At 57.5% G+C, this 14,791-nt stretch carries 16 protein-coding genes and 1 tRNA gene; 15 read left to right on the top strand and 2 right to left on the bottom strand.

All coding sequences use genetic code 11. From position 1 onward, the window contains the following. Positions 1 to 35: 35 nt before the first annotated feature. From thrS to ACYQ8E_RS03550, 15 genes are all read left to right on the top strand, one after another. A complete protein-coding gene (gene thrS, locus ACYQ8E_RS03480) occupies positions 36 to 1,952 on the top strand; it encodes a threonine--tRNA ligase (RefSeq protein ID WP_066727040.1) in 1,917 nt (638 codons plus the stop codon). 11 nt (positions 1,953 to 1,963) lie between these two features. Next, positions 1,964 to 2,479, top strand: a complete 516-nt coding sequence (infC, locus tag ACYQ8E_RS03485; protein ID WP_066729759.1) for a translation initiation factor IF-3 — start codon at positions 1,964 to 1,966, stop codon at positions 2,477 to 2,479. A 52-nt stretch (positions 2,480 to 2,531) separates the two neighbouring features. Continuing rightward, positions 2,532 to 2,729, top strand: coding sequence for a 50S ribosomal protein L35 (gene rpmI / locus ACYQ8E_RS03490; protein WP_066727042.1), 198 nt, complete (start codon positions 2,532 to 2,534; stop codon positions 2,727 to 2,729). Between the two features lie 99 nt (positions 2,730 to 2,828). Then, a complete protein-coding gene (gene rplT, locus ACYQ8E_RS03495; protein WP_066727044.1) occupies positions 2,829 to 3,185 on the top strand; it encodes a 50S ribosomal protein L20 in 357 nt (118 codons plus the stop codon). Positions 3,186 to 3,309: 124 nt separating this feature from the next. Continuing rightward, on the top strand, positions 3,310 to 4,326 hold the full coding sequence (pheS, locus tag ACYQ8E_RS03500) for a phenylalanine--tRNA ligase subunit alpha (protein WP_066727046.1): 1,017 nt from the start codon (positions 3,310 to 3,312) through the stop codon (positions 4,324 to 4,326). A gap of 64 nt (positions 4,327 to 4,390) precedes the next feature. Continuing rightward, positions 4,391 to 6,805, top strand: coding sequence for a phenylalanine--tRNA ligase subunit beta (pheT, locus tag ACYQ8E_RS03505; RefSeq protein WP_066727048.1), 2,415 nt, complete (start codon positions 4,391 to 4,393; stop codon positions 6,803 to 6,805). Between the two features lie 133 nt (positions 6,806 to 6,938). Next, the gene (locus ACYQ8E_RS03510; protein ID WP_066727050.1) at positions 6,939 to 7,220 is read left to right on the top strand and encodes an integration host factor subunit alpha; all 282 of its coding nucleotides are present in this window, start codon (positions 6,939 to 6,941) and stop codon (positions 7,218 to 7,220) included. A 26-nt stretch (positions 7,221 to 7,246) separates the two neighbouring features. Beyond that, a complete protein-coding gene (locus tag ACYQ8E_RS03515) occupies positions 7,247 to 7,615 on the top strand; it encodes a MerR family transcriptional regulator (RefSeq protein WP_066727052.1) in 369 nt (122 codons plus the stop codon). 36 nt (positions 7,616 to 7,651) lie between these two features. Further along, the gene (gene surE, locus ACYQ8E_RS03520) at positions 7,652 to 8,431 is read left to right on the top strand and encodes a 5'/3'-nucleotidase SurE (protein ID WP_066727057.1); all 780 of its coding nucleotides are present in this window, start codon (positions 7,652 to 7,654) and stop codon (positions 8,429 to 8,431) included. Between the two features lie 8 nt (positions 8,432 to 8,439). Then, the gene (locus tag ACYQ8E_RS03525) at positions 8,440 to 9,093 is read left to right on the top strand and encodes a protein-L-isoaspartate(D-aspartate) O-methyltransferase (protein ID WP_066727060.1); all 654 of its coding nucleotides are present in this window, start codon (positions 8,440 to 8,442) and stop codon (positions 9,091 to 9,093) included. Between the two features lies 1 nt (position 9,094). Beyond that, positions 9,095 to 9,688 carry a YqaA family protein gene (locus ACYQ8E_RS03530; RefSeq protein ID WP_066727062.1) on the top strand — a complete coding sequence of 198 codons (594 nt, stop codon included), beginning with the start codon at positions 9,095 to 9,097 and terminating at the stop codon, positions 9,686 to 9,688. Positions 9,689 to 9,805: 117 nt separating this feature from the next. Then, positions 9,806 to 10,558, top strand: a complete 753-nt coding sequence (locus tag ACYQ8E_RS03535) for a peptidoglycan DD-metalloendopeptidase family protein (protein WP_197463619.1) — start codon at positions 9,806 to 9,808, stop codon at positions 10,556 to 10,558. A gap of 74 nt (positions 10,559 to 10,632) precedes the next feature. Then, entirely contained in the window at positions 10,633 to 11,670 is a 1,038-nt protein-coding gene (locus ACYQ8E_RS03540; protein ID WP_066729760.1) for a sigma-70 family RNA polymerase sigma factor, read from the top strand. After that, positions 11,663 to 12,178: an adenine phosphoribosyltransferase gene (locus tag ACYQ8E_RS03545; RefSeq protein ID WP_066727066.1), complete on the top strand. Its 516-nt coding sequence runs from the start codon at positions 11,663 to 11,665 to the stop codon at positions 12,176 to 12,178. The genes ACYQ8E_RS03540 and ACYQ8E_RS03545 overlap by 8 nt, the downstream gene beginning before the upstream one ends. Positions 12,179 to 12,217: 39 nt before the next feature. Then, positions 12,218 to 12,294: transfer RNA gene (locus ACYQ8E_RS03550), tRNA-Arg, on the top strand. Between the two features lie 71 nt (positions 12,295 to 12,365). On the opposite strand, the gene ACYQ8E_RS03555 is transcribed toward ACYQ8E_RS03550, so the two are convergent. Both ACYQ8E_RS03555 and ACYQ8E_RS03560 read right to left on the bottom strand, forming a co-directional pair. Beyond that, entirely contained in the window at positions 12,366 to 14,279 is a 1,914-nt protein-coding gene (locus tag ACYQ8E_RS03555) for a putative nucleotidyltransferase substrate binding domain-containing protein (RefSeq protein ID WP_066727090.1), read from the bottom strand. Between the two features lie 62 nt (positions 14,280 to 14,341). After that, a complete protein-coding gene (locus ACYQ8E_RS03560) occupies positions 14,342 to 14,719 on the bottom strand; it encodes a hypothetical protein (protein ID WP_066727092.1) in 378 nt (125 codons plus the stop codon). Positions 14,720 to 14,791 lie beyond the last annotated feature (72 nt).

A 14,791-nucleotide genomic window follows, 5' to 3' on the forward strand; every position in this document is an offset into this window, starting at 1 on the left:
ACGGATGCCTCTTTTCATTCGTGGAGAAACCAAAGATGGCCGAGATCCGGATGACCTTGCCAGATGGGTCGGTGAAAGAAATCCCTGCCGGCAGTACCCCTCTTGAGATCGCCCGCGGCATTGGCGAAAACCTTGCGCGCCAGGCGGTTGCGGCGCGGGTTGACGGGCAGTTGGTCGACCTTGGGACCCCGCTCGCCCGGGACGGTAGCCTTGAACTGGTGACACTCAACAGCGCGGCCGGTCTCGATATCTATCGCCACTCTGCGGCCCACCTGATGGCGCATGCGGTCAAGTCCCTCTACGGCGACAAGGTGCAGGTAACCATCGGTCCCGCCATCGAAAATGGTTTTTATTACGACTTTTACAGTCCCGAGCATACCTTTACCCCGGATGACTTCGCTGCCATCGAACAGAAGATGGAAGAACTGGCCGCTGCCGACCTGCCCATCGAGCGCGAAGAGATCAGCCGCGACAGCGCCATTGCCCGGTTCCGGGAAATGGGGGAAACCTTCAAGGTCCAGCTCATCGAAGATTTGCCCAACACCACTGTTTCACTCTACCGCCAGGGTGATTTCGTCGATCTCTGCCGCGGACCGCATCTGCCCACCACCGGGCGCCTGAAAGCCTTCAAGTTGACCAGTGTCGCCGGCGCCTACTGGCGCGGCGACGAAAAGAACCCGATGCTGCAGCGTCTTTACGCCACGGCGTTTGCGGACAAAAAGGAACTCCGGGCCTATCTGGCCCGGCTCGAAGAAGCCAAAAAACGCGATCACCGCAAGCTCGGCCGGGAGCTTGACCTCTTCTCCTTTAACGAAGAGGCCGGTGCCGGCCTGGTTATCTGGCACCCCAAGGGGGCGCTGTTGCGGACCTTGTTGGAAGATTTCGAGCGCCAGGAGCACCTGCGGCGCGGTTACGATATTGTCATGGGACCGCAGATCCTGCGTACCGAACTGTGGAAAACGTCCGGTCACTACGAAAACTATCGCGAAAATATGTACTTCACCGAGATCGATGAGCAGAGCTACGGCATCAAGCCGATGAACTGCCTCGCTCATATGCTGATCTATAAATCGAAGATGCGCTCCTATCGGGATCTCCCCCTGCGCTTTTTCGAGCTCGGGACGGTGCACCGGCATGAGAAATCCGGGGTCCTGCACGGTTTGCTGCGGGTTCGCGGTTTCACCCAGGATGATGCCCATATCCTTTGCGCACCGGAGCAGCTCGACGGCGAGATCAAAGGGGTTCTGAAGTTCGTTCGCGATGTCATGACGATTTTTGGGTTCGAATACGAGATGGAAATCTCGACCCGGCCGGAAAAATCGATCGGCTCCGACGTTGACTGGGAGCGTGCAACGGCAGCCTTGATGAGTGCACTGCAGGATTCCGGGCTCCCCTTTGAAATCAACGAAGGAGACGGAGCGTTTTACGGGCCGAAGATCGATATCAAGCTCAAGGACGCTCTTGACAGGAAATGGCAGTGTGCTACAATCCAGTGCGATTTTACCCTGCCTGAGCGTTTTGACCTTACCTACGTGGGGAGCGACGGCGAAAAACATCGACCGGTCATGGTTCACCGGGTTATTCTCGGAGCCATCGAACGGTTCATCGGGGTGCTGATCGAGCACTTCGCCGGCAACTTCCCGCTCTGGATTTCCCCGGTTCAAGCGGTCGTCGTCAATGTGACCGACAACCAGGCGGAATACGCCGAGCAGGTCTATATGGCCCTGCGTCAAGAGGGGATTCGTGTCCAGAAGGACTTGCGAAACGAGAAGCTCGGCTTCAAGATTCGCGAGGCCCAGATGGAGAAGGTCCCCTATATGCTTGTGGTCGGGGATAAGGAGATGGCCGATGGCACGGTTGCGCCGCGGCACCGCTCCGGGAAAAACCTCGATCCGATGTCGCCGGCAGATCTGGTCCGTTTCCTCAAGGAAGAATGCCGGCAATACCACTAGGAGGTGGCGTCATAGCTAAGCCAGAAACCAATATTAACCGCGCCATTCGCGCCCGTGAAGTGCGGGTGGTCGATGACGAGGGCGGGCAGCTCGGGATTCTCAGTCTGGAACAGGCATTGGCTGCTGCTGCCGAAAGGGGACTCGATCTGGTCGAAGTTTCTCCCAATGCGGCACCGCCGGTCTGCCGGATCATGGATTACGGCAAGTACAAGTACCAGGCCAGCAAGAGGGCGGCCGAAGCCAAGAAAAAAGCTGCCAAGGTCGAACTCAAGGAAGTCAAGATGCGCCCCAAAACCGAGGAGCATGACTTCCAGTTCAAGCTGAAAAATGCGCGGCGGTTTCTGGAAGAAGGAAACAAGGTCAAGGTAACCATCATGTTTCGGGGACGCGAAGTCACCCACCCGGAATTTGGCCAGCGCCTCCTTGAGCGGGTCTCCGAAGAGGTCAAGGAGATTGCCGTGGTCGAATCGCAGGGGCGGTTGACCGGCCGCTTCATGACAATGGTTCTGGCTCCGAATAAAAAATAATCATTTCGACTTGTCAACGACAGGTCGTATCAATCCAGCAAGGAGAACGGGGATGCCCAAAATCAAGACCAATCGCGGCGCTGCCAAGCGTTTTCGCAAGACCGGGACCGGCAAGGTTCGCCGTAACCAGGCCTTTACCAGCCACATCCTGACCAAAAAATCGAGCAAGCGGAAGCGTGAACTGCGCCAGGGAACCCTGGTGGCAGCCGTCGACCAAAAGAATATCAGCCGCCTGATCCCTTACCTTTAAGGGCGGCTCGGCCTAAGTCCGTGAACTGGGGGGAACTGTCTCCCCCTCCAGATCCGGCAGCGGGATCACCCGCCTATTTTTGTCCAGAAGGAGTATCTGATGCCGAGAGCAAAACGAGGATTCAAAGCGAGACGTAGACGCAACAAGGTTCTGAAACTGGCCAAGGGGTATCGGGGCGCACGCAGCAAGCTGTTTCGCAGTGCTGCCGAAGCCGTTGACCGCGCCCTCAACTACGCATTTCGTGATCGCAAGGTCAAGAAGCGTGATTTCCGGGCCCTTTGGATCGCCCGCATCAACGCGGCGGCCCGTGACAACGGTTTGTCCTACAGCCGTCTTGTGTTCGGCCTGAAGCAGGCCGAAGTTGGGCTTGATCGCAAGATTCTCGCCCAGTTGGCAGTCACCGACCCGGCCGGCTTCAGCGCCGTGGTCGAAAAAGCCAAGGCCCAGCTCCATTAAACGGAGAACCGGAAGAGATGGGGGCTGTCCCTCATCTCTTCTCTTATTTGGGGCAAACGACGAAAGAATGGAAGCCCGAAGGCTTCCATTCTTGTTTTTAACGCAACGACGGGAATTTTAAACGATGAAGGACAGACTTATTGCGATGTTGGCGGCAGGCCGTGCTGCTTTGGAACAGGCTGTCAACGAAACCGAATTGCAGGATGCAAAAGTTCGCTTTCTTGGCAAAAAGGGTGAATTGACCGGAATCATGAAGGGGATGGGCGCCCTCTCGGCGGAGGAGCGTCCGGTTATCGGCGCCCTCGCGAACCAGGTCAAGGATGAACTCGAGGGTCTCTTTGAGACCCGGGCCGTTCAACTTCGCCAGGCCGAAATCGCCCGACGTCTGGAGCGGGAACGGATCGATGTGACCCTCCCGGGGCGCACCCGTCCCCTTGGCAGTAAGCACCCGATCTCCCTGGTCACCGAGGAAATCTGCGCCATTTTCGCCGGTCTTGGCTTCGGGATTGCTGAAGGCCCTGAAATTGAAAAAGACTTTTACAATTTCGAAGCGCTAAATTTCCCCAAGGATCATCCGGCCCGGGATATGCAGGATACCTTTTTTGTCAGCGACGACGTTCTGCTGCGGACCCACACCTCCCCGGTCCAGATTCGAACCATGTTGCAGCAGGCGCCACCCCTTCGAATAATCGCACCCGGTACCGTCTATCGTCGTGATTCGGATATTACCCATAGCCCGATGTTCCACCAGGTGGAGGGTTTCCTGGTTGACCAGAATATTACCTTCGGTGATCTCAAAGGCGTTTTGAGCGCCTTTGTCAGCCAGTATTTCGGCAAGGAGATTGGCGTTCGTTTCCGTCCCTCCTTCTTCCCCTTTACCGAACCCTCGGCCGAAGTCGATATCCAGTGTGTCAACTGCGGTGGCAAGGGGTGCCGGGTCTGTAAAAATTCGGGCTGGTTGGAAATTCTCGGGAGCGGCATGATCGACCCTGAAGTCTTCCGCGCCGTTCAGTATGATCCGGAAAGATTCAGCGGATTTGCCTTCGGTATGGGCGTGGAGCGAATTGCCATGCTCAAATACGGCGTTAATGACCTGCGTCTTTTCTTTGAGAATGATGTCCGGTTTTTACAGCAGTTTTAACTCCCGGGTTGCCGTCGCCGAATCTTGATATCGCGTTGATGATAATGGCAAAGGATAAATAGCAATGATCGTGACCTACAACTGGCTGAAGGAATTCGTCGATTGCAATCTGAGCGGCGCGGATCTGGCGCACCGGCTGACCATGGCGGGCCTCGAAGTTGACGCCATGGAAGAGATTGGTGCCGGGCTCGACTCGGTTATCGTTGCCCGACTGATCACCGTCGACCCCCATCCCGATGCCGACCGGCTTACGGTCTGCCAGGTCGATTCCGGCAATGGTACCGTTCAGGTGGTCTGCGGTGCCAAGAACCATCGTGCCGGAGACCTGGTTGCCCTTGCCCAGGTCGGATCGGTGCTGCCCGGTGATTTTAAAATCAAGAAATCGAAGATTCGCGGCCAGGAGTCGCAGGGAATGCTCTGCTCTGCCAAGGAACTCGGCCTCGCAGAGGAGTCGGAGGGGATCCTGATTCTCCCGGCCGGCCTGAAGCCGGGGACTCCGGCTTTCGAGGCTCTCGGCTACAAGGATATCCGTTTCGAGTTGGGATTGACTCCCAACCGGGCCGATTGTCTCAGTCTGGTCGGTGTCGCGCGCGAAGTCGCGGCAATGACGGGTAGCCCCTTGCGGTTACCGCGGCCCGAGGTCGAAGAGCGCGGCGAAGCGATAGAGAGTCAGACCTCTGTTTCGATTGAAGAACCGACTCTCTGTCCGCGCTATGCCGCCAGGCTTATTCGCGGGGTAACTATCGGTCCTTCCCCCGGTTGGCTGATCCGCCGCCTCGAGTCGGTGGGACAGCGTTCGATCAATAATGTGGTCGACGTGACCAATTACGTGCTGATGGAGCTGGGCCATCCGCTGCACGCCTTCGATTTCCGTCTGCTGCGGGGCGGACGGATTGTGGTCAAACGGAGCACCGAAGGGCAGGCATTTACCACCCTCGACAGCCAGGAACGGCTCCTTACCGCCGGCGACCTGACGATTTGCGACGGCGAAGGGGCGATCGCCCTGGCGGGTATCATGGGGGGTGAAAACTCGGAAATTCAGCCTGATACGGTCGATATCCTGCTGGAGAGCGCCTATTTCAATGCCGGAGCGATCCGGCGCACCAGCAAGCGCCTCGGGATTCACACGGAGTCCTCGCATCGCTTTGAACGGGGGGCCGACATCGATATGGTTCCGGTTGCCCTCAATCGTGCTGCGGCATTGGTGCTAGAGGTTGCCGGCGGCACCATAGCACAGGGAATGATCGACAACTATCCGAGTCCTGCCGTGCCGCAACGGGTCGAATTGAGCGTGACCAGGACCAACCGCCTGCTCGGTCTGGCACTGGACCAGAAAACCATCGGCGGGCTGTTGCAGGCCATCGGCCTCGAGGTCGTTCCCGTTGCCGCCGGCGGGGAAGGGCGGCTGAGTGTCGCTTTGCCAACCTTCCGCCCTGACCTGGAACGGGAAATTGACCTGATTGAAGAGGTGGCACGGCTTAATGGGTATGACAATATCCCGGTCACCCTGCCGGAAAGCCGCATCACCTGCCATACCCCGCCGGAGCATGTCGAACGGATCGTCCAGGCGAGGAATGCACTGGTTTCATCTGGGTTTTCCGAGGTCATCAACTACTCCTTCGGTGCGCCCGGGGCCCTGGACAAAATTCGCCTTCCGGCAGATGACCCGCGGCGCCAAGCAGTCAATATCCTCAACCCTCTCAATGAAGAGCAGTCGGTCATGCGTACCACGCTGGTGGCCAGCCTGCTCGAAACCACAGCACGGAACCTTGCCTATCGCAGCCGGGATTTACGGATCTTCGAACTGCGGCCGGTTTTTCATCCCAGCCAGGCCGATGAACTGCCGTTCGAACGGCAGCATCTGGCCGCTGTCATCTGTGGCCGCCGAGCTCCGGAAGGCTGGAGCCAGCCGGCCGAAGGTGCTGATTTCTACGATCTCAAAGGGGTTGCGGAGGTTTTTTTCAAACAGTTCCGGATTCCAGAAGTACGATGGGACCCGGCGCGGACCGAACCGTATCTGCACCCCGGTAAGAGTGCTGCCATTCTGGTGGCTGAAAAGGTTGTCGGATTCATCGGCGAAGTCCACCCCGAGGTTTTGGCCAATTTTGAAATCGATCTACCGATTTATCTGCTGGAAATTGACCTGGAGTCCCTCTTTGACCTCGTCGGCGGCTTCCCGGGAATACGACCTTTGTCACGATTCCCCGATGTCTGCCGGGACAGCGCGTTACTGCTCCAAGATGAAATCAGCGCCGCCCAATTGCTGGAAGCCATTGCCAAAGTAAAACCGCGGTCGGTCGAAGAGGTGGTCCTCTTTGATGTTTACCGTGGCCAAGGGATCCCCGAGGGGCTCAAGAGCGTGGCGATCCGGGTGCGCTATCGCAGCGCAGAAAAGACCCTCACCGACGACGAGATCCAGTCGGCACATGGTCGGATTATTTCCGCCCTGGAGAAGGAATTCGGGGCCCGCTTGCGTTGAGGATTTGTCCCGGCAGGGATGATTTCACTACCAAGTTGAAATGACTTTAAAAAAGCGGTTGCTATGGTTTCCGGGCTGTGTTATAAAAACCCGTAAATTCAGGGACCTGTAGAATTTTGGAGGTGACGGAGCCATGACCAAGGCGGACCTTATTGAAAGCGTTTATCTGAAAACCGGCTTTTCCAAGAAGGAATCCGCCGAAATTGTCGAGACGGTCTTTGACCTGATCAAGGATACCCTTGAGAAGGGGGAAAAGATCAAGATCGCCGGTTTTGGCAATTTCGTCGTCAAGGAGAAGTCGACCAGGCGCGGTCGAAATCCCCAGACCGGCGAAGAGATCGAAATTTCTTCCCGGCGAATTCTCACCTTCAAGCCGAGTCAGGTTCTGAAGAGCTCCATCAACGGTGAAGACTAAGCCATCGCTTGGCTCCCGGGGGGAGCATGAGTACGGAGATTCCGGATAAGCTCTATTTCAAGATCGGGGAAGTTGCCGAACTTACCGGCATAAAGCCTCATGTCCTGCGGTACTGGGAATCGGAATTCAGCCAACTGCGCCTGACCAAAAGCCGTTCCCGGCAGCGTCTCTACCGGCGCAGGGATATCGAACTGATTCTCCGCCTGAAAGACCTCCTTTACAACCAGGGGTTCACCATTTGCGGTGCGCGGAAGAAACTGCGTGAACCGGAGGCTGTTGTCATGGCCGCCGCCGACGCCGGTCAACTCGACCTGCCTCTGGACAGTCGCGCAGAGCGCCGTCTTCTCGACGACATTCGCGCCGACCTGCTGCGCCTGAGAGCTCTCCTCGATTAACCCCAATAATAATCATCCATTTCCAGCGAGGCTCCGTTGCTCATCCTGGTGACGAACGACGACGGTGTCCATTCTCCCGGACTTACCGTGCTGGCCAGGTCCCTGGCGGATCTGGGCCGGGTGGTGGTGGTCGCACCAGACCGGGAGCGCAGCGCCGTGGGTCATGCCTTGACCCTGCATGCTCCCCTGCGCGCCGAAGAGATCCGCCCGGATGTCTTTGCCGTCGACGGGACCCCGACCGATTGTGTCAACCTCGGTATCCACGGGCTGCTCGCGGAGAAGCCGTGGCTGGTCGTTTCCGGGATCAACCGGGGGGGCAACCTGGGAGATGATATTACCTATTCCGGTACGGTCGCCGCAGCAATGGAGGCGACGCTGATGGGAGTCCCGGCCTTCGCTGTCTCCCTGGACGGGGATCGCTTCCGGGAGGAAGACTTTGCCGCCGCCGGGGAATTCGCGCGGAGACTGGGGGAAGTCCTTCTGGAGAAGGGGCTTCCCCTCGATACGTTTCTGAACGTCAACGTTCCCGCCGGTTTTCCCAGAGGCGTCCGGCTTACCCAGCAGGGAAAACGCCGCTTCAACGATCTGGTGGTGGAAAAACTTGACCCGCGCGGCCGGAAATATTACTGGATCGGTGGCGGTGAAATGGGGTTCCACGATCTCCCGGGCAGCGATTTTCATGCTGTCCATAGCTCCTTCATATCGATAACTCCGCTGCATCTCAACCTGACCAATCACCGGGCTTTCACTGTCCTCGACAAGTGGGGGCTCGATTCCCTTTTCCCCGCGCAGCAAGACTGCGATAACGGCAGCTGAGGGTTTGTATGGATTTCGCCATTGCCCGCCGACGGATGGTCGAGCAGCAGGTCGTGCGTCGCGGGGTGACCGACCCGATGGTTATCGCGGCCATGCTCAAGGTTCCTCGCCACCTCTTCGTTGAAGAAGCACTGCGAAGCCAGGCTTACAGCGACTTCCCCCTGCCGATCGGGGAAAAACAGACCATCTCCCAGCCTTTTATGGTCGGCTTCATGACCGAAGCCCTGCTCCTTAAAGGGGGCGAAAAAATCCTTGAAATCGGTACCGGCTCCGGTTATCAGGCCGCGGTCCTGGCACAGATCGCCGGGCAGGTTTTTTCCGTCGAACGCCACGCCGCGCTGGCCCGCAAAGCGCGCCTTTGCCTTGACGCCGGTGGTTGCCGCGGTGTCATCGTCAAGGTTTGCGACGGAACTAGCGGCTGGGCGGACGAGGCGCCCTTTGACGGGATTATTGTTACCGCAGGGGCCCCCGCCATCCCTGAAGAGTACCGCCAACAATTGAAAACCGGTGGCCGCCTGGTGATTCCGGTCGGAGACCGCAGTTCCCAGGTCCTCTTTCGCATCACCCGCCTGGCGGACAATGAGTACCGGGAAGAGCGGCTGCTCGACTGTCGCTTTGTCCCCCTGGTCGGCCAGCACGGATGGCGGGGAGAGGAAGGTTGAGATGAGACTTTTGCGCCGCCTCTATGACTGGGTGCTGCACTGGGCAAATACCCCTTATGGCGCGCCGGCGCTCTTCCTGCTGGCCCTCGCCGAGGCTTCCTTTTTCCCGATTCCGCCTGATGTGCTGCTCCTGGCGCTTTGTCTCTCCGTCCCGGCCCGGGCCTACCGGTTCGCGCTGGTTGCGGCAGCCGGATCGGTTCTCGGCGGGATTCTCGGCTACGGGATCGGACAACTCCTCTGGGACCTCCTTGCCCCGATTTTCTACACCTATGTTCCTGGTTTTACGGAAGATATTTTTCTGCGGGTGCAGCAGCTCTTTGCAACCTATGATTTCTGGACCGTATTTGTGGCCGGCTTCACGCCCATTCCCTACAAGGTCATCACCATCGGTGCCGGGGTGTTCCGGATCAACTTCGGAATCTTCGTATTCGCGTCGCTGCTCAGCCGTAGCCTCCGTTTTTTTCTGGTTGCCTGGCTGCTTCACCGCTACGGTGCTTCCATGCGTTTATTTATCGAACGCTACTTTAACCTTTTGACCCTTGGTTTTGCCGTTTTGCTGATCGGTGGTTTTCTCCTGGTGAAATTGTTCTATTAGGTCCGCTGCGGTTGACGGGTTACGGGGAATCCGGATAACATAGCTCCGGTTTGACCAGGGCTTACAAATATTCCGCGAACGGTTGCAATAATGCCCGCGAGGAACATTCCTCTCCTGTTGACCTTCCTTCTTTTCCTGTCCGCCTGTGCGGCCTCGGCCGGGGTCTACCATAAGGTGTTGCCCGGACAAACCCTCTACAGCATCAGCCGAAGTTACGCTGTGGACGAGAACTATCTCGCCAGGATCAATGGCATCAACGACCCGACCAGGCTGAAAGCGGGACAACAGCTCTATATACCAGGCGCCGATCGCCAGAAACGGGTTCCGGTCACCGTTTCGTCTCCAGTAGCACCGAGCCGGCCGGAAACGCCGCAAGGTTTAACCGCCAACTCCCCCCAACCCAGCGCCAAGCCGGCTCCATCGACCACCCGAACAGCGACTCCTCCGGCCCCGGCAGTTCAGTCTCCTCCCCCCCAGGCTCCGGCAACGGCGCAGCAGGGGCGCTTTGACTGGCCGTTGCGGGGTAAAGTTCTGCGTCGCTTCGGCAGCAAGATCGACGGGTCGCTCTGCAAGGGGCTGGAGATTTCCGCCCGACCTGGCGAAGCGGTCGCCTCAGCGGCGGCGGGGAAGGTTATTTACAGCGGTGACGGGATCAAGGGCTACGGAAATTTGATCATTGTCAGGCACGACGACTCCTACTTCACCGTTTATGGATTCAATCAGAAGAATCTCGTCAGCAGTGGTGCTTTTGTCAGCAAGGGACAGCAAATCGCCCGGGCCGGAACCCCTCCGAAAGGAGGAACTCCTCGACTCTACTTTGAAATCCGTTCTGGCAAGCAACCGGTCGATCCGATTTTTTACTTGCCATAGTTTGGGCCATTTCATAGACTTCACACGTCTTTTCGTTGTGGCCGCCAATCAGGGAGCGTTCGAAGATGGAAGATATGTCGCACGATTACGATGACCTGGAAACGGGGGAGGCAAATCTCGGATTTGCCACTGACGAAGAAACCATCGATGGCGAGTTGGATCAAGTCGGCGAAGATGAAGAGGTCGACGCAGCAGAGGAAGAAGAAGAGGATGAGGAGGCGGTTGCTGAAAAGGCGGCGGTCGACGATCATTCCGATGATGCCATCAAGCTCTACCTGAAGGAGATCCAGAAGACCAATCTTCTGACTGCTGAAGATGAGCGGGACCTGGCCCGGAAAATTGCCGTTGGTGATATGGCGGCGCGTGACCGGATGATCGAATCGAACCTGCGTCTGGTGGTGAAAATTGCCAAGCGTTACATGAATCGTGGACTTCCGTTCCTCGACCTGATCGAAGAAGGAAATATGGGGCTCATCAAGGCCGTTGAGCGGTTCAAACTTTCCAAGGAATGCCGCTTTTCAACCTACGCCACCTGGTGGATCCGCCAGTCGATCGAGCGGGCTCTGGTCAACCAGAGTCGCACCATCCGCCTGCCGGTGCATGTCTCCGACGATATTAACAAGTACATCAAGATCAGCCGGGAATTGACCCATCAACTGAGCCGAGAGCCGCAACCCAAAGAGATCGCCGATGCAATGGGCGTGGAAGCGGCCTACATCCGGCGGCTGATGGTCCTGGTCAAGAAAACCTATTCCATTGAACACCCGATGGGTGAGAATAATGACTACAGCCTGATCGACACGATCGAGGATTCCAACAGTGTCGACCCCGCAGCCTTGATCGAAGACCTCAACAAGTTTGCCCATGTCAGCGAGTGGCTGGGGACCCTGGGGGAAAACGAACAGGAGATTCTTGCTCTCCGCTTTGGTCTCGATGACCGTGAGCCCCAGACTCTGGACACCATCGGCCGCCGTTTTGGCGTCACCCGGGAACGAATCCGGCAGATCGAAGCCAAGAGCCTCGATAAATTAAGAAAAATCATGGAGGAGAAGGAGTTCTCCAGCGTGGCGTTTGGCGAGGAAAACCACAGGGAGGGCGGCGAAGGTGGATGAGTTAAGGAATATTATTCGTGATATTCACAACTTCCCGAAAGAAGGGATCGTGTTCAAGGATATCACGACCTTGCTCGGCGATGCCCGCAGTTTCCACCGCATGGTCGACCTGTTGGGCCATCGCTATCTCGGCAAGAAGATTGACAAGGTGGTGGGTGTCGAGGCGCGGGGATTCATTCTCGGTGCAGCGCTGGCGTATAAACTTGGCGCAGGAATTACCCTGGTGCGCAAACCGGGCAAGCTTCCCTACAAGACCCGGAAAAAAAGTTACGAGCTCGAATACGGGACCGATACGCTCGAAATTCATGAAGATGCTTTCCTGCCGGGTGAGCGCGTCCTGATCGCCGATGACCTCCTGGCTACCGGGGGGACCATGGCGGCGGTGGTAGAGCTGGTAGCTGAACTCGGCGCCGAACTGGTTGAATGCTGCTTTCTCGCCGAACTTGAATTTCTCAACGGCCGGCAACGGCTCCCCGCCGGGAAGGTCTTCAGCCTGCTGAAATTCTGAGAAACTTGTCGCGAATCTTCTCCTTTAACTGATGTACCTGGCCCCGTAGCTCAGCCGGATAGAGCAACCGCCTCCTAAGCGGTAGGTCGTGCGTTCGAATCGCGCCGGGGCCGCCATTAGAGACAGCCACTCGGGTCGAACCCGGTGGCTGTCTTTTTTGTGTCGGAAGAACGGGGAGGGGGTGAAGTCAGCGCAGGCCGCGCCCGAAATGACGGCGGGCTGAATCCTGGAGCTTGGCAACGGCGCGAAAGGCCTCCTGCAGCAGCTCCTGTTCGTTTTTGCTCAGGGAACTCGGGGTGATGTAGTGGGAGGGTTTTTCTCCCTGTTCAATCAGGGCGATCTCCTGCCGCAGCCGGAAAAAAATGAAAACCTCCAGTGCTGCCCGGAGATTTTCCGCAGTTTCCTGGTTAAAAACCTTCAGCTGGACCAGCTCATTGAGTCGGTCGAGGGTTGTGGTCGCATCGACCCCTTTTTCGAGAAGGAACATGCGGACGCAATCGACAATAAAAACACTCCCAGCCTGTTTGATCGAAAGCTGCCCCTGGTGGGGGCCTGACTTTTCAACGATAAACCGCCCCAGCAGGTTGAGGGGAGGGGAGTGGTTCAGGTCATTCTCGAGAAGATGGTAGAGGTAGACCGTATTGCCTTCCAGTTCATGGTGGAGAATCTCCCGCAGATCCTGGCAGAGGGAAGGGTCTCCCGCCAGCGGCATGAAATCGAGAAAGATCGTTGAATACATGATCATTTTCGGATCGGGAACCTGGATCCAGCCGTCAATCCGCTTTTGCCAGTCCTTGAGCCGGCCACGCCAGCGTGGATTATTGGCCATCACCCTGCCGTTGCAGAGGGGATAACCGACTTCCTCGAAGGCCTGGATCAGCCGTTCGGAGAAGGGGACGAAAAAGGCGTCCACTTCCTCCTGCATCGCATCGGGATAGTCTTCGAAAACCAGGCCATTGTCCTGGTCCGGACCGAGCAGCATCTCCTTGCGGCCGCCGCTGCCCATTATCATCAGGCAGAAACGGATGGCGGGGGGAGTCATGCCTTGCCGGCGGAACTCGTCGAGAATCAGGTCGAAGCAGCGGCGCAGGATCGTGTGGTGGATGTAAGAGAGGATCTCCATAATCTCAAAATGAGAACGCCCCTCCGCCATAAAGGCCTTTGCCACCTGAACAATCTGGGCGTTGGCCTTGGCCAGATCCTCGACGGATCTGGCCTCCTTGATGCTGTTGATCAATAACATCGACTTCTGGCTGCGGAAGCGCATCAGGTCGCGCAGGGTAACGATGCCGACGAGCCGGTCCTGGGCGACGACGGGCAGATGACGAATTTTGTGGGTCATCAGGAAGGTGGCGGCTTCGAACATGTAGGCATCGACCGGCATGACCAGCGGATTTCTGGTCATCACCTCGGTCGCCGTCAGGGAACTGCAGTCGACCTGTTCCGGTGCGAGGACCTTGCTGATCAGATCCTTGCGGGTGATGATGCCGGCAATCTTTCCGCCGGCCGAGGCGACGACAATGGCGCCGACGCCACGCGCCGTCATCCGCCGCGCAACCTCACGCACCGGCGTGTCGGGCGGGCAGGTCTCGACCGGGGTTGACATGATTTCCGTCAACCGTTTCTGAAACGGGTAGGCTTCGATGGGGACGGCTGCGGTTCGGGCGTGATCCGCCACCATGTCCGAATAGAGACTGCGCACCCGCGACAGGATTGTCCGGGTAAAGAGTTCGATGATATGGGGAAAACGACGACCAAGGTCGTTAAGGATATCCTGGGAGATAAGGAGACAGGTGGTGGCGGTAACGGTACGGGCGCCGGCGGTATAATTGTCGCCGGTGAAGACTGGCGTGCCGCCAAAGAAACTCCCTTCCCGCCGGTAGTCGACGACCATTTCGACCCCGCCCGGGGTCAGGGCGACTATTTCCACCAGCCCCTTGCTGACCACGTAGAGGTAACCGGTTGGTGGATCATGCTGCTTGAAGATGAGAAAATGAGCTGGATATTCCCGGGTAATGGCGACGGCAGCGAGCTCGTCGACAACTTCCTCGGGGAGACCCCCGAAGGGGTCGGTCTTCAGCAGGGTACGGGATACGACCATGATCGTTTCCAGGGGAAAGCAAGCCTGCAGCCTTGGGTGCCCGGGTATCGGCAGGCTGCAAATTATTTCGGGTCTTTCTCCGCCTCTTTTTTCCTGCCGAGCGTAAACGGGTGTGCCTGGCGACTGATGATGAAATCGAAAATTATTTTACCCCAGAAGGTCAGGCCGGCGATCTCGATCCATTTGGCAAAGTCGTAAAGCCCCAGGGGGATGGCGATAATGAGCCAGATTGCAATCAGGCCACCGACCAGGTTGGAAAGGCCGGTATAAGGTGCCCAGCGTTTCGGGTTGGGAGGCGACACCCCCTTTTTCAAGGCGACCTCTGCATAGTCCTTGTTGACGAAAATACGATAGCTCCGGCGCAGCCAGAAGAAGGCGACCGGAAAGAGGCCGAGATAGAGGACCCAATTCAAAACAAAACTGATCAAAGCGTTTCCCATTCAAATACTCCCGTAGAACGTAAAAACAGAACGAAGAATTTTGATTAGTCAAGAGAGGTTTTACCGAGGATA

It is taken from the genome of Desulfuromonas carbonis (genome assembly GCF_054658035.1).

Excerpts from the sequence above, each read along its gene's own strand:
- thrS (WP_066727040.1), top strand. The coding sequence starts at position 36 with ATGGCCGAGATCCGGATGACCTTGCCAGATGGGTCGGTGAAAGAAATC.
- rpmI (WP_066727042.1), top strand. The coding sequence starts at position 2,532 with ATGCCCAAAATCAAGACCAATCGCGGCGCTGCCAAGCGTTTTCGCAAG.
- rplT (WP_066727044.1), top strand. The coding sequence starts at position 2,829 with ATGCCGAGAGCAAAACGAGGATTCAAAGCGAGACGTAGACGCAACAAG.
- pheS (WP_066727046.1), top strand. The coding sequence starts at position 3,310 with ATGAAGGACAGACTTATTGCGATGTTGGCGGCAGGCCGTGCTGCTTTG.
- pheT (WP_066727048.1), top strand. The coding sequence starts at position 4,391 with ATGATCGTGACCTACAACTGGCTGAAGGAATTCGTCGATTGCAATCTG.
- ACYQ8E_RS03510 (WP_066727050.1), top strand. The coding sequence starts at position 6,939 with ATGACCAAGGCGGACCTTATTGAAAGCGTTTATCTGAAAACCGGCTTT.
- ACYQ8E_RS03515 (WP_066727052.1), top strand. The coding sequence starts at position 7,247 with ATGAGTACGGAGATTCCGGATAAGCTCTATTTCAAGATCGGGGAAGTT.
- ACYQ8E_RS03525 (WP_066727060.1), top strand. The coding sequence starts at position 8,440 with ATGGATTTCGCCATTGCCCGCCGACGGATGGTCGAGCAGCAGGTCGTG.
- ACYQ8E_RS03530 (WP_066727062.1), top strand. The coding sequence starts at position 9,095 with ATGAGACTTTTGCGCCGCCTCTATGACTGGGTGCTGCACTGGGCAAAT.
- ACYQ8E_RS03540 (WP_066729760.1), top strand. The coding sequence starts at position 10,633 with ATGTCGCACGATTACGATGACCTGGAAACGGGGGAGGCAAATCTCGGA.
- ACYQ8E_RS03555 (WP_066727090.1), bottom strand. The coding sequence starts at position 14,279 with ATGGTCGTATCCCGTACCCTGCTGAAGACCGACCCCTTCGGGGGTCTC.
- ACYQ8E_RS03560 (WP_066727092.1), bottom strand. The coding sequence starts at position 14,719 with ATGGGAAACGCTTTGATCAGTTTTGTTTTGAATTGGGTCCTCTATCTC.